The organism is Cellulomonas chitinilytica (assembly GCF_016862675.1).
GTDB lineage: Bacteria > Actinomycetota > Actinomycetes > Actinomycetales > Cellulomonadaceae > Cellulomonas > Cellulomonas chitinilytica.
Window position 1 is genome coordinate 441,515 of record NZ_BONK01000001.1, and the last position, 13,259, is coordinate 454,773.

At 73.5% G+C, this 13,259-nt stretch carries 9 protein-coding genes; 5 read left to right on the top strand and 4 right to left on the bottom strand.

What is annotated here, in order from left to right; genetic code table 11:
* Positions 1-35 precede the first annotated feature (35 nt).
* Positions 36-1,109 carry a polysaccharide pyruvyl transferase family protein gene (locus tag Cch01nite_RS02055; protein ID WP_203747856.1) on the top strand — a complete coding sequence of 358 codons (1,074 nt, stop codon included), beginning with the start codon at positions 36-38 and terminating at the stop codon, positions 1,107-1,109.
* Positions 1,110-1,113: 4 nt separating this feature from the next.
* On the top strand, positions 1,114-2,631 hold the full coding sequence (locus tag Cch01nite_RS02060; RefSeq protein ID WP_203747859.1) for a lipopolysaccharide biosynthesis protein: 1,518 nt from the start codon (positions 1,114-1,116) through the stop codon (positions 2,629-2,631).
* A 50-nt stretch (positions 2,632-2,681) separates the two neighbouring features.
* On the opposite strand, the gene Cch01nite_RS02065 is transcribed toward Cch01nite_RS02060, so the two are convergent.
* Together Cch01nite_RS02065 and Cch01nite_RS02070 are read right to left on the bottom strand one after the other, a co-directional pair.
* The gene (locus Cch01nite_RS02065; RefSeq protein WP_203747862.1) at positions 2,682-4,781 is read right to left on the bottom strand and encodes an acyltransferase family protein; all 2,100 of its coding nucleotides are present in this window, start codon (positions 4,779-4,781) and stop codon (positions 2,682-2,684) included.
* 42 nt (positions 4,782-4,823) lie between these two features.
* Positions 4,824-6,248 (bottom strand): sugar transferase, encoded by a 1,425-nt coding sequence (locus Cch01nite_RS02070; RefSeq protein WP_239069729.1) that lies wholly within the window; start codon positions 6,246-6,248, stop codon positions 4,824-4,826.
* Between the two features lie 384 nt (positions 6,249-6,632).
* Between Cch01nite_RS02070 and Cch01nite_RS02075 the strand changes: the two genes are divergently transcribed.
* The 3 genes from Cch01nite_RS02075 to Cch01nite_RS02085 all read left to right on the top strand — a co-directional run bounded on the left by Cch01nite_RS02075 (position 6,633) and on the right by Cch01nite_RS02085 (position 11,691).
* Positions 6,633-8,246 carry a right-handed parallel beta-helix repeat-containing protein gene (locus Cch01nite_RS02075; protein WP_203747868.1) on the top strand — a complete coding sequence of 538 codons (1,614 nt, stop codon included), beginning with the start codon at positions 6,633-6,635 and terminating at the stop codon, positions 8,244-8,246.
* A gap of 78 nt (positions 8,247-8,324) precedes the next feature.
* Positions 8,325-9,353, top strand: a complete 1,029-nt coding sequence (locus Cch01nite_RS02080; RefSeq protein WP_239069781.1) for a DUF6492 family protein — start codon at positions 8,325-8,327, stop codon at positions 9,351-9,353.
* A 199-nt stretch (positions 9,354-9,552) separates the two neighbouring features.
* Positions 9,553-11,691 (top strand): right-handed parallel beta-helix repeat-containing protein, encoded by a 2,139-nt coding sequence (locus tag Cch01nite_RS02085; protein ID WP_203747874.1) that lies wholly within the window; start codon positions 9,553-9,555, stop codon positions 11,689-11,691.
* Positions 11,692-11,799: 108 nt separating this feature from the next.
* Here the strand turns inward: Cch01nite_RS02085 and pth are convergent, their stop codons facing one another.
* Together pth and Cch01nite_RS02095 are read right to left on the bottom strand one after the other, a co-directional pair.
* Positions 11,800-12,420 (bottom strand): aminoacyl-tRNA hydrolase, encoded by a 621-nt coding sequence (gene pth, locus Cch01nite_RS02090; RefSeq protein ID WP_203747877.1) that lies wholly within the window; start codon positions 12,418-12,420, stop codon positions 11,800-11,802.
* A 96-nt stretch (positions 12,421-12,516) separates the two neighbouring features.
* Complete coding sequence (locus Cch01nite_RS02095; RefSeq protein WP_203747880.1) at positions 12,517-13,137, bottom strand: 50S ribosomal protein L25/general stress protein Ctc; 621 nt, start codon at positions 13,135-13,137, stop codon at positions 12,517-12,519.
* Positions 13,138-13,259: the final 122 nt, after the last annotated feature.

Sequence of the window (13,259 nt, forward strand, 5' to 3'; positions counted from 1 at the left end):
GGGCCGCCCCGGCCTGCACCCGGAGAGGGGATTCGGTGCGCGCACTCGTCCTGTGGGCCGACGACCGGTCCCCCAACCTCGGTGTCCGTGCGCTCGCGCACGGCAGCGCGGCGCTCGTGCGGCGCGCCTTCCCGGACGCCGAGGTGGACCTGCAGAACTTCGGCCGCGGTGCCGCGCCGGTGCCGATCGGCGGGTGGCGTCCCCTGCTGCGCGAGCACGTCACGGGGCGGCACGGCCTCAAGACGTGGCTCGCGGGGTACGACCTCGTGGTGGACACGCGCTCGGGCGACAGCTTCGCGGACATCTACGGGCTGCAGCGCCTCACGGCGATGACGGCGCTGTCCGACCTCGCCGTCCGCGCCGGCGTCCCCGTGGTGCTGGGGCCGCAGACGATCGGCCCGTTCGGCAGCCGCCGCGGACGCGCGCTCGCGAAGCACACGCTGCGCCGCGCCACGACCGTGATGGCCCGCGACCACGTGAGCGCCGAGGGTGCCCGCGCGCTCGGCCGGGAGGCGGACGTCCTCACCACCGACGTCGTGTTCGCCCTGCCCGTGCCCGTCGTCGAGCGCACCCGGGACGTGCTGCTCAACGTGTCCGGCCTGCTGTGGAACCCCGGGCCGCACGTCGACGCCGGCGGGTACCGCTCCACGGTCGAGCAGCTGATCGAGGGTCTGCTCGCCGAGGGGCGGCACGTCACGCTGCTCGCCCACGTCCTGTCCTCCTCGAAGACCGACGACGACGTGCCCGTGGTGACCGAGATCGCCCGCCGGCACGCCGGGGTCGACGTGCTCGTGCCGACGGACCTGGCCGACGTCCGCGAGGCCGTCGCGTCCGCCCGGCTCGTCATCGGGTCACGCATGCACGCGTGCCTGAACGCCCTGTCGGTCGGGACGCCCGCGATCCCGCTCGCGTACTCGCGCAAGTTCGAGCCGCTGCTCGACGACCTCGGGTGGCGCGCGACGATCGACCTGCGCACGTCCGCCGCGCCCGTCGACGAGGTGCTGCGGCTCGCTGCCGACGACGCGCTGCTCGACGGCGTCGGCGCGGTCCGCGAGCGTGCCGAGGCCGCCCTCGGGCCGGCCGAGGCCGCGCTGCGCAAGCTCGGATGACGCGATGACCGACCCCGCACCCGAGGCGCCCGACGCCATCGCCCCGATCCCGGGCCTCGGTCGCCGGACCGCCCGCGGCGCGGTGGTGACGCTCGGCGGGCAGGCCGTGCGGATGACGATCCAGATCGGCGGCGTGGTGGTGCTCGCGCACCTGCTGTCGCCGCACGACTACGGCCTGCTCGCGATGGTGCTCACGGTCGTTGGCATCGGGGACCTGTTCCGCGACTTCGGCCTGTCGTCGGCGGCGATCCAGGCGACGACCCTCAGCCGGCACCAGCGCGACAACCTGTTCTGGCTCAACACGGCCATCGGCGCGGTCCTCACGCTCGCGACGTTCCTCGCGGCCCCCCTGCTCGCCGACCTGTACGACGAGCCGGACCTCGTGGGCATCGCCCGGGTGCTGTCGTTCACGTTCCTGCTCAACGGCCTCGCGACGCAGTACCGGGCGGGCCTCACGCGGCACATGCAGTTCGCGAAGCTCGCCGCGATCGACATCGCCGGACCGGCCGTCGCGCTCGCCGCCGCCGTCCTGCTCGCCCTGAACGGCGTCGGGTACGAGGCGCTGGTGGTGCAGCAGCTCACCACGGCCGCCGTCCTGCTGGCGGGTGCCGTCGTCCTGGGGCGCTGGCTGCCGGGACTGCCGCGCCGGGACGTCCCGATGCGGGGCCTGCTGAAGTTCGGCTGGAACCTGCTCGGCACCCAGCTCGTCGGGTACGCCAGCAACAACGTCGACTCCCTGACGATCGGTGTGCGGTTCGGCTCGGTCAGCCTCGGCCTGTACAACCGGGCGTTCTCGCTGCTCATGCAGCCCCTCACGCAGCTGCGGGCGCCGAGCACGACCGTGGCGCTGCCGGTGCTGAGCCGCCTGCGCGGAGACACCGTCCGGTTCGGCGAGTTCGTGCGGCGCGGACAGCTCGCGCTCGCGTACACGCTCGTCGCCGGGCTCAGCCTCGTGATCGCCGCCGCGGAGCCGCTCACCCAGATCCTGCTCGGCCCGCAGTGGACCGGTGTGATCCCGCTGATCCGGTTCCTCGCCGCCGCGGGGATGTTCCAGACGCTCGCCTACGTCGGCTACTGGGTGTACCTCGCGACCGGCCTGACGGGCGTGCTGCTGCGCTACACCCTCGTCTCGGCCGCGATCCGGATCACCTGCGTGGTCGTGGGCAGCACGTGGGGCGTCGTCGGCGTCGCCGCCGGGTACGCGGTGGCACCGATGCTCGCGTGGCCGCTGTCCCTGTGGTGGCTCTCCCGGCACACCCCGGTGCCGCTCGGGGCGCTCCTGACGGGCGCGTTGCGCACGATCGCCGCGTTCGGGGCGTGCGCGGGCGTCGGCTGGTACGCGTCGACGCTCGTCGACGGCCGGTGGACGGCCCTCCTGACGGCGGTCGGGGCGTCGCTCGCGTTCTTCGGCCTGGTGTGGCTCGCCGTGCCGGTGATCCGGCGCGACGTCCGCGAGGTCGTCGAGGTCGTGGCGCTCGCACGGTCGGGCCGCGGCGCGAAGACGGTGCCGACCGCCGCCTGACCCGCCCGGTGCCGCGCGCACGCGGGGCCCCGGTCGTGAGGGGTGCGGGGTCAGGACGCCGAGACCGGCCCGACGGCCTCGTCGATCGCGGCGGACAGCATGGGCGCGAGCGTCTTCATGTACGTCATCGTCACGTGCTGGTCCTGGTGGTAGACGAGCACGTCGCCGATGACCGCCGGGCACGTGCCGTCCTGGCAGAAGTACCCGGTGAGGTCGACGAGCGCCGCACCCGGGGTCCGCTCGACGGCGGTGACCTGCGGGTCGGGCAGCAGGCTCACGTCCTGCGGGGTCCCGCACGCCGCCGCCGACCTGTCCTCGACGCACGCCGGGGTGCTCTCGACGCCCGCCTGGGTCGGGTCGGGGTTGTCACGCAGGGCCACGACGCGCGCCCCGGACCCGGCCATCCGCGTCCAGGCGTCGACGAACCCGGCGACACCGCCGTCGCCGCCGCCGTAGCGGGTCGCGGAGAGCGCGGACGTGAAGACGTAGTCGAAGTCCGCGTCCGCGACGGTGTCGATGACGTCCTTCTCCCACGCCCGGCACGCGGCGCTGCGGTCCTGCGGCGGCGCGGCGGTGACGGGGCACCCGGAGCGCAGGTAGGTGGTGAGCTGCCAGCCGCGCTGCTCGGCGACGGCCGCGAGCGCGGGCTGCCACTGGGCGGCGTGCGAGTCGCCGACGAGCGCGATCTTCACGGTGCCGTCCGGGGCGCCGAACGTGCACGGCGTCGCGGTCACGGTGTCGCCGCCGACCTGGCAGCCGGCATGGATGCGGCCGAAGTCGTCCTGGTCGCCGATGAGCGGTGCGGGGAACACGGCGTCGGCGGGGCCGTCGGTGCACGCGGTGTCGTCGACGGCTGCGGCGCCGAAGCACTCCGGCGGGCTCGCGACGACCGAGTCCAGGGCGTCCCACGCGGCGACCTGCTCGTGGCGGACGGTGGTGTTCATCGCGAAGGCCGGCACCGCGACGAGCACCATGCCGGCCGCGACGGCGAGGCCGACGGTCGATTTCCGCCGCCAGAACGCGCCGCTCGTGGGCCGGTACGCGTCGAGCACCGGGATCTCGACGAACCGCCGGGTCAGGTACGCGAGCGGCACGGCGACGAGCACGGCGACGACCCGCCCCTGGAGCCCGAGCTGCGCGCCCACGACGTACGGGAGCAGGACGATCAGCGGCCAGTGCCACAGGTACAGCGAGTACGACATGTCACCCACGGCCTGCACGGGCGCCCAGCCCATGAGCCCGGACGGTGACCAGCGCGCCCGCGGCAGCCCCGCGGCGAGGACCAGCACGGCCCCGAGCACGGGGACGGCGGCGGCCCACCCGGGGAACGGCGTCCGGGACGAGAACGCGAACGCGCTGAGCGCGATGAGCCCGGCGCCTGCCCAGCTCGCGGCGGCCCGCGCCGGGTCGGGCAGCGTCGCGGCCCGGTGGACGACGAGCCACAGGATGCCACCGGCGGCGAACTCCCAGGCGCGGGTCGTGGTGATGAAGTAGGCCGACGCGGGCTCGCCGGCGGTCGCGACGACCGACCACGTGAGGGACGCGAGGGCGAGCGGGACGAGCACCGCGAGGTACGCCCGGCGCCACCGGTGCCAGCGGGCGGCGACGAGGCTGCCGACGACGAGGAGCGCGGGCCACGCGAGGTAGAACTGCTCCTCGGCGGACAGCGACCAGAAGTGCTGCACGGGGCTGACGTCGGCGGCGGGCGCGGAGTAGTCGGTCGCGTTCCCGGCGAGCAGCCAGTTCTCGACGTACAGCGCGCTCGCCGCGATCTGCCGCCCGAACTGCGGCCACAGGCTGCGCGGCACGAACAGCCAGGTGCCCGCGAGCGTCACAGCGAGGACCAGCAGCGACGCGGGCAGCAGGCGCACCGCGCGCCGGGCGTAGAAGCCCCCGACGGTGAACGTGCCGCGCCGCAGCGGCTTGACGATGTGCGCGGTGATGAGGAACCCGGAGATCACGAAGAACACGTCGACGCCCACGTACCCGCCGGGCAGCCCCTTCGGGGCGACGTGGTAGGCCAGGACGAGCAGCACGGCCACGGCGCGCAGCGCCTGGATCTCGGGCTTGACGGCTCCGCGGGCCGCGCGGGTGCGCAGCGCCGACGACGACGCTCCCGACGCGCCCGACGAGCCCGGCGGGTCAGGCACGGGCTGGGTAGCGGGTGTCGACGGCGCCTCGACGGTCACGGCTCAGTACGCGCCGCTCGGTCGGACGATCGCGCGGGCCGTCTTCCACAGGATCATGAGGTCCATCCCGACCGACCAGTTGTCGGCGTACCGCAGGTCGAGGCGCACCGACTCCGTCCAGTCGAGGTCGGAGCGGCCGCTGACCTGCCACAGGCCGGTGAGGCCGGGCTTGACGCGCAGGCGCCGGTGGACGCGGTCCTCGTAGACGTCGACCTCGCTGGTCAGCGGCGGCCGGGGGCCGACCAGGGACATGTCGCCGCGCAGCACGTTCCACAGCTGCGGCAGCTCGTCGAGCGAGTACCGGCGCAGGAGCCTGCCGAGCGGGGTGACGCGGGGGTCGTCGCGCATCTTGAACAGGACCCCGTTGCCGTCGCTGCTCGCGGCGAGGGCCGCCCGGCGCTGGTCCGCGTCGACGTACATCGTCCGGAGCTTCCACATGGTGAAGGTACGGCCGTCGACGCCCACGCGGGTGTTCCGGTAGAACGCGGGGCCGGGTGTCGTCAGCCGCACGGCGAGCGCGAGCACCGCGACCACCGGGAGGAAGGCGAGGACCACGAGCGGCGCGATCGCGTAGTCCATGGCCGCCTTGGCGACCATGCGGCGGCGCGGCGGCGCGATCTCGACCTCGAGGAGCGGGAGCGAGCCGGTGGGGCGCAGCGTGAGGCGCGGGCTCGCGACCTCCACGAGGTCCGGCATCACGACCATCTCGGCGCCGGCCCGGTCGAGCGCCCACCCGAGGCGGCGCAGCCCGTCGCCGCTCAGGACGCTGCCCGTGACGATGACGACGTCGACGGCGAAGTCGGCGACGACCTGCGCGGTGTCGGCGATCCCGCCGAGGACGGGCAGGTCGGTGAGCGGTGCCTCGTCCTCCGCGGACGGCAGGCACAGCCCGACGACCTCGTAGCCCTCGTAGGCGGCGGCCGAGAGGTCGTACGACGCACGTGAGGCGCTCGCCACCGATCCGGTGACGAGCGTGCGCTGCATGTCGAGCCCGTGCTCGCGGCGGTGGTGCAGGCGCTTGCGCACGACGTAGCGCAGCCCGCAGGCGAGCGCGGTGGCGAGCGGGACGCCGATGAACACGGTGACGCGCGGCGGGTCGGCGTTGAAGCTGAAGGCGAGGATCACGACGAGGCCGGCCACGGCGGCACCGCCGGCGACGACCGACTGGAACTCCTCGACGCCGACCCCGAGGCGCTTGGTCTCGTACCCGCGCGCCACGGCGACGCACAGCGGGAACGCGACGGCGGCGAGCAGCGACCAGCGGAACGCGACCGGGTCGACGCCCAGGCGCGGGAGCAGCAGCGCCGCGGCGACGAGGCCGGCGGCGAGCGCGTCCGTGACGGTGATGAGCGCGCGGTACCGGCGCGAGCGGGCGGACCACCGGTGGGCGCGCTGACCGGGCCCGTTGTAGGGGGTCGGCCGAGACACGAACGGCTGCGGCGAGGCCCAGGACCTGCGGGGCTCGCGGGAGCGGGCTCGACGTTCGCGCTCGAACGTCGGGTCGAGTCCTCCCCGGTCTGCCGTGAGCGTCATGTGTCCCCCAAGCGACGCGGACGTGAAGTTTGTGGCGGTTCTTCGGAGGCTAGCGCGCTGTTCGTCCGGTTCCGTCCCTACTTGCCCGATTTCACCCTGGTTCTCCCCCAGAGGGAGGAACGGCCGGAAACCGGGGACTTTGTACCCACGCATGCGTGTATACACGCATGCGTATACTGGACACATCGCAGCACGGGCGAACAAATGCCCGGCACGCCGGCCCCGAGGGGGCTCATGGGTCGGCCGCGGACCAGCACCCCCCAACCAGGAGGAACATCCGTGTCTTCAGCGCGCCGTCACCCCGGCCACCGCTCCCCCGCCCGTCGCATGCTCACCGCAGCCGGCACCGGCGCCCTCGCGCTCGGCCTCGTCGCCATCGGCACCACGTCGGCCTCCGCCTGGAGCGCCGCGGACTCCGCGACGGCGATGTCGCCGAGCGCGGACGCCGGCCTGCAGCCGTACGTGGTCGACTCGTTCGGCCGCACGGCGGCCGGCGGCTGGGGCACCACCGCGACGGGCGGCGCGTGGACCGCCGCCGGCAACGCCGCCGCGTTCAACGTCGCGAACGGCTACGGCACCATGACGATGCCCGCCGCGGGCGGCAACTACACGGCGCGCCTCGCCGCGGCGCCGAGCACCGACACCGAGGTGCAGGCCCGCGTCGGCATCGCGTCGAAGCCGGCCAACGGCACGTTCGACCTGTACGTCGTCGGCCGCGCCATCGACGACACGTCCGGCTACCGCGTGAAGCTCAAGGTCTCCGGCGACGGCAAGACCGTCGTCTCGATCGTGCGGGTCGACGCCACCGGCGCGAAGATCATCGCCCAGTCCGCCACCCCGCTGTCGATGACCCCCGGCAACGACCTCCAGGTCCGCTTCCAGGCGACCGGCACCGGCACCACCGACCTGCGCGCCAAGGTCTGGCCCGTCGGCACCGCCCAGCCCGCCGACTGGACCGTCGCCACGACCGACACCACCGCGGCGCTGCAGACCGCCGGCGGCATCGCGTTCACCACGTACTCGCCCAAGCTGTCCGGCGAGACGGTCGGCCGCTACGCCGACGTGTGGGCCGGTCCCACCACCGCCCCGCGCGAGGTCGACCGCCAGATCCCGGCCCCCGGCACCGTCACGCCCGACGCCACCAACACCGGCGTCCCGGCCGGCACCAAGCTGACCGTCTACAACGGCAACCTCACGATCACGCAGCCGGGCACCGTCATCGACGGCCTCGACATCCGCGGGTTCGTCAAGGTCAAGGCGAAGGACGTCACCATCCGCAACTCGGTGGTCCGCGGCGTCTCGACGACCACCGCCCAGGGCCTCGTCACGTCCGAGTCGACCGGCTCGCTCACCATCGAGGACTCCGAGCTCTACAACGCGACGCCCAACTGGTACGTCGACGGCCTGCGCGGCAGCAACATCACCGCGAAGCGGCTCAACATCCACTCGGTCATCGACACGATGCACATCTACGGCGACAACGTGACGCTCGAGTCGTCGTGGCTGCACGACACGCTGCACTACGACAACGACCCGTCGCACTCCGACGGCACCCACGACGACAACATCCAGATCGTCAAGGGCAACAACATCTCGATCGTCGGCAACCGCATCGAGGGCGCCTACAACGCGGCCATGATGTTCACGCAGGGCTCGGGCATCGTCTCGAACGTCACGATGGACAAGAACTACTTCGGCGGCGGCGCCTGCACGATCAACATCGCCGAGTCGGGCAAGGGCGCGATCCAGGGCCTGAAGTTCACGAACAACACGTTCGGCACGGACAGCCGCAAGACCTGCGCCGTGATCTCCCCCGCCACCACCACGGCGGTCACCACGTACACGAACAACGTGCACACCGACGGCAAGGCCGTCGTCGTCAAGAAGGGCTGACCCGCCCTCGACCGGGCCCGTCCTCGCCTCGTGCGGGGACGGGCCCGTCGTCGTCCCTGCCCTCGTCGCGTGCCCGCTATGCTCCGCCGCATCCCCCGACCGGCCGAGAGGGCACCTGTGGAGCCGCTGACGTTCGTGACCCCCGTGTTCGAGGCGGAGCTCGCGCTGCTCCACCTCCAGGCCCGGTCGTTCGCGGTGCACCTTCCCACCGACGCCGCGCGCGAGGTCGTCGTCCTCGACAACACCCGCCGCGGCCTGCGCACCCCGCAGACGCTGCTCGACGCCTACGGTCCGTGGGCGCCGCAGGTGCGGATCCTGCGCCCCGACGACGTGTGCGCGCTCCCGACGGTCTCGGGCTGGCGGAGCCAGCAGGTCCTCAAGCTGGCCGTCGCCCGCCTCGTGGAGACTTCCCGCTACGTCACGCTCGACGCGAAGAACCACCTCGTCGCACCGCCGCCCGCGTCGTTCTTCGAGGCGCCCGACGGCCGCATCCGCGTGCGGGGCTACAGCTACCGCGAGCACCCGCTGCGCGGCTCGCTCGAGCGCGTCCTCACCTACCTGGGGCTCGACCCCGCTGCGCACGTCGACCGGTTCGCGGCGACCGTCACGCCGTTCACGCTGGACACCGCGGTGGTCCGGGAGATGGTCGCGGACGTCGAGGCGCGGTCCGGCCGGTCGTTCGCCCGCGAGTTCGTGTCGCAGGAGCTCACCGAGTTCTTCCTGTACGCCGGGTGGCTCCTGCGGCGCGACGGCACGCTCGACCGGCTCTACGAGCTGACCGACGACGTCAACCCCGTGGTGTGGCCGCGGGCCGCGACCGCGGACGGTGTGCGGGCGGTCATCGCGTCGGCGGCGGGCTCCCCGGTCTTCGGCGTGCACCGGGACGCCGTCCCGGCGCTCGACGCGGAGGCGCGGGACGTGCTCGGGGCGTTCTGGGCCGAGCGGGGGCTCGTCGCGGACCGGGCCGAGGGCGCGGACCTGCTGCGACGGCTGCGCGAGGACCACGACCGGCAGCGCCGACGGCAGCAGGTGCGCGACCTCCCGCCACGCGCGCTGACCCTCGTGCGCCGCACCCGGACGTCGCTCGCGAGCCGGCTCGGCCGCTGAATCTGTCTCAGCATCCGGGACAACCGTTCAACTCGCACACCTGCAGGTCAGAGCGTGTCACGAAGTGATAACGGACGGTCCGAATCATCCGATGTTCGGCCGTACGGGTGAAATCTCCTAGGGTGGCGGCACGCCTCGGCTCATCTCCACCGCCCTCCGGAGCCGATGTGACACCTGCTACCTCTCCCCTGGAGGCCCCGTGCGAGGACGACACTCCGTACGCCGCCCACGTCACCTGTCCGCGCTCGTCGCGCTCACGAGCGGCCTCGCCGTCGTCCTCACCGGGCTCGTCGCCACCAACGCCAGCTCCGCCCCCGTCACCGCCTTCCGGCCGGCCGACCCCGTGCGCGTCCTCAAGGGCACGACGCTGGCAGCCGGCGCCGCCACCACCGTCACGCTGTCGGACGTGCCCGTCGGGGCGACCGCCGCGACGCTGCAGGTGACCGCGTCGGCCGGCGGCACCCCTACCGAGGTGTCCGTGTGCGCCGGGACCGCCCGCTCCTGCACCGGCACCACCCTGAAGACGTCCACCGACGAGCTCGGCACCCTGACCGTGTCCGTCCCGGTCACCACCGCCGACCCCCGGGTCACCCTCGTCTCCACCGCGGCCGCGAAGGTCTACGCGGACCTGCGCGGGTACACCGTCGACACGAGCAAGGCCTCGTCGCCGGCGAACTCGCTGTACGTCCCGACCGAGCCCCGCCGCGTCGCGACCGCCACCACGCTCACCGACCGCGGCACGACCGTCGTCACGCTCCCGTCCGTGCCCGCCGGTGCGACCGCCGTCGAGCTCCGCCTCACCTCCGCCGCCGGAGCGACGTCCACCAACGTCGCCGCCTGCGCCGCCGGGGCGTCGCCGAGCTGCTCCGGCACCACCGCGCTCAACCCGCACGCGCAGCGGGCGCGCCAGTCGTCCGTCGTCGTCCCCCTCGGCGGCAGCGCCGGCAACCAGGTCCAGCTGTTCAACCTCGGCGGCACCGCGACGCTCGACGTCGACGTCGACGGCTTCTACGTGCGCGCGTCGACGAACCCCACGGGCGGACGCCTGCAGGAGTCCGCCACCGCCGTCGCCGTGCCCGCCAAGGTCCTCGGACCGACCGGCACGACCACGCTCACGCTCTCGCCGCCCAGCGGCGCCACCGCGGTGCACCTGCGCGTCCGCGCGACCGGGGCCTGGCGCCCCAGCGTCGTCGCCCTGTGCCCGGGCACGTCCGCGTCCACCGGCTGCCGCGCGACGTCGCTGCTCACCGCGTCGCCCGGCGCCGCGGCGTACGGCGACGCCGTCGTCTCGCTCGGCGGCACCGGCGGCAAGACCGTCACCCTCGTGAACGCCGGTGCCAGCACCCGCATCGCGCCCGAGGTCCTCGGCTGGGTCGTCGCCCCCGCAGCCACCGGGTCCGGGTCGGCGACCCCGACGCCCACGAAGACCGCGGCGCCGACCCCGACAGCGACGCCGACCCCCACCGCCACGGCGACCCCGAAGCCGACCACCACGCCCAAGCCGACCACCACGCCGAAGCCGACGGCGACCCCGACTCCGACCGCGACGCCGACCACCAGCGCCAAGCCGGGCGCGACGAACACGGGCGTGCCCGCGGGCACGAAGCTCACCGTGCACGAGGGCGACCTGCGCATCACCGAGCCGGGCACCGTCGTCGACTCGCTCGACGTCCACGGGTTCGTCCAGGTGTCCGCGGCCAACGTGACGATCCGCAACTCCGTGATCCGCGGGTACGCCGTCACGCAGGGACGCAGCCTCGTGATCCAGGACTCCCCGACAGGCTCGCTGACCATCGAGAACTCCGAGGTGTTCGCCGCGGCGCCGTCGTACTGGATCGACGGTGTGCGCGGGTTCAACCTCACGGTGCGCCGGACGAACATCCACGACGTCATCGACTCGGTGCGCATCACCGGCGACAATGTGCGCGTCGAGTCGTCCTGGCTGCACGACAACCTGCACTACGACACCGCCCCCGACCAGAAGGACGGGACGCACGACGACAACATCCAGATCCAGAAGGGCAGCAACATCCAGGTCGTCGGGAACACCATCAACGGCGCCTACAACGCCGCGCTGATGTACTCCCCCGGTCTGGGCCCGATCTCGAACACCGTCGTGTCCGGCAACTGGATCGACGGCGGCGGCTGCAGCGTGAACATCGCCGAGCAGGGCCGCGGCCCGGCGGCGGGCCTCGTGTTCAAGGGCAACGTGTTCGGCCGCGGCACCCGCGTGAAGGACTGCGCGATCATCGCCCCCGACACCACCGCCGCGGTGCTCAGCCTGTCCGGCAACACGTACACCGACGGCAAGGTCGTCACCGTCCACAAGGGCAGCTGACCACCGCCACCGCGCACCGTCGACGGCGCCGCCCGGGAGCTCCCCGGACGGCGCCGTCGCACGTTCCGCGAGCCAGGACGGGCATGCGCACCGCGGGGGCGGGCGCCGTCAGGCCTTCGTGTGGAACCGCTGCTGGGCCGGCTCGAGCCCCTCGACGAGAACCGCCTCGACCGCGTCCGCGGCCCGGTCCACGAGCCACGGCAGGTCCTTCAGCTCCGCCTTCGCGAAGTCCTTCAGCACGAAGTCGGCCGGGTCCGTGCGGCCCGGCGGCCGGCCGATGCCGACCCGGACCCGCACGTAGTCCTTCGTGCCGAGCGCCTTCGACGTGTCGCGCAGGCCGTTGTGCCCGCCCTCGCCGCCCCCGCGCTTGAGCCGGACGTCCGCGAACGGGATGTCGAGCTCGTCGTGCACCAGCACGATCCGCTCGAGCGGCACGTCGTAGTACTTCGCCAGCGCCGCGACCGGACCACCCGAGACGTTCATGAACGTCGCCGGCTTCGCCAGCACGACCCGCGGCCCCGGGGCTCCACCGGGCAGCACCCCGAGACGAGCCTCCGCGACCGCCGCCTGCGGGCGACGGTGCAGCAGCCCGCCCGAGCGGCCGCCGAACGTCGCACCCGTGCGTCGGGCCAGCTCGTCGAGCACCATCTGGCCGACGTTGTGCCGGTTGCCCGCGTACTGCGGGCCCGGGTTGCCGAGCCCGACGACGAGCCAGGGTCCGTCGGTCATCGCGGTGCCTCCGAGGGGTCGAGGTGTGTCCGGGGAACGGCAGACGCCCGGCACCGCGTGAACGGTACCGGGCGCCGGCGGGACGTACGGGGGTGCTCAGGCCTCGTCGGCGTGCGCCGCAGCCGACTGCGCCGCGGCCAGCTCGGAGGCGGCCTCCTCGGCGGCCAGGTCATCGGCGCTGGCGTGCGGGACCGAGATCGCGACGACGATCGACTCGGGGTCGGTCAGCAGCGCGGTGCCGGCGGGGAGCGCGACGTCGCCGGCGTGGACCGTCGAACCGCCCTCGAGGCCCTCGATGGAGACCTCGATCTCGGACGGCAGGTTCGTCGCCTCGGCCTCGAGCGACAGCGTCTGCGCCTCGACGACGTGGATCGTGCCGGGAGCGGACTCGCCGACCACGTGCACCTGCACGTCGACGGCGACCTTCTCGCCCTTCTTCACGATGAGCAGGTCGACGTGCTCGATGACGTTCTTGACCGGCTCGCGCTGGACGTCCTTGGCGATCGCGAGGGTGGTCTTGCCGTCGAGCTCGATCTCGAACAGGGCGTTGGCGTGCTTGAGCGCCAGGAAGGTGTCGTGGCCCGGGAGGGAGACGTGCAGCGGGTCCGAGCCGTGGCCGTAGAGGACGGCGGGGATCTGGTCGGCACGGCGCAGACGGCGCGCGGCACCCTTGCCGAACTCGGTACGGGCGGTGGCGGTGAGCTTGACGTCGGACACGGTGACTCCCAGGTGCAGGCGCCCGCACGACGACGCGCGGACGAGGCGATGGTGGTGTGTGCGCCGTCGTCAGGACGACGGCGCGGAAGATGTGGTGGTGACGCTGGCGGTGGCCTCGACGC

What these genes read in the sequence shown, in the direction of transcription:
- Cch01nite_RS02080 (WP_239069781.1), top strand. Translation starts at nt 8,325, where the DNA reads ATGCTCCGCCGCATCCCCCGACCGGCCGAGAGGGCACCTGTGGAGCCG.
- Cch01nite_RS02060 (WP_203747859.1), top strand. Translation starts at nt 1,114, where the DNA reads ATGACCGACCCCGCACCCGAGGCGCCCGACGCCATCGCCCCGATCCCG.
- pth (WP_203747877.1), bottom strand. Translation starts at nt 12,420, where the DNA reads ATGACCGACGGACCCTGGCTCGTCGTCGGGCTCGGCAACCCGGGCCCG.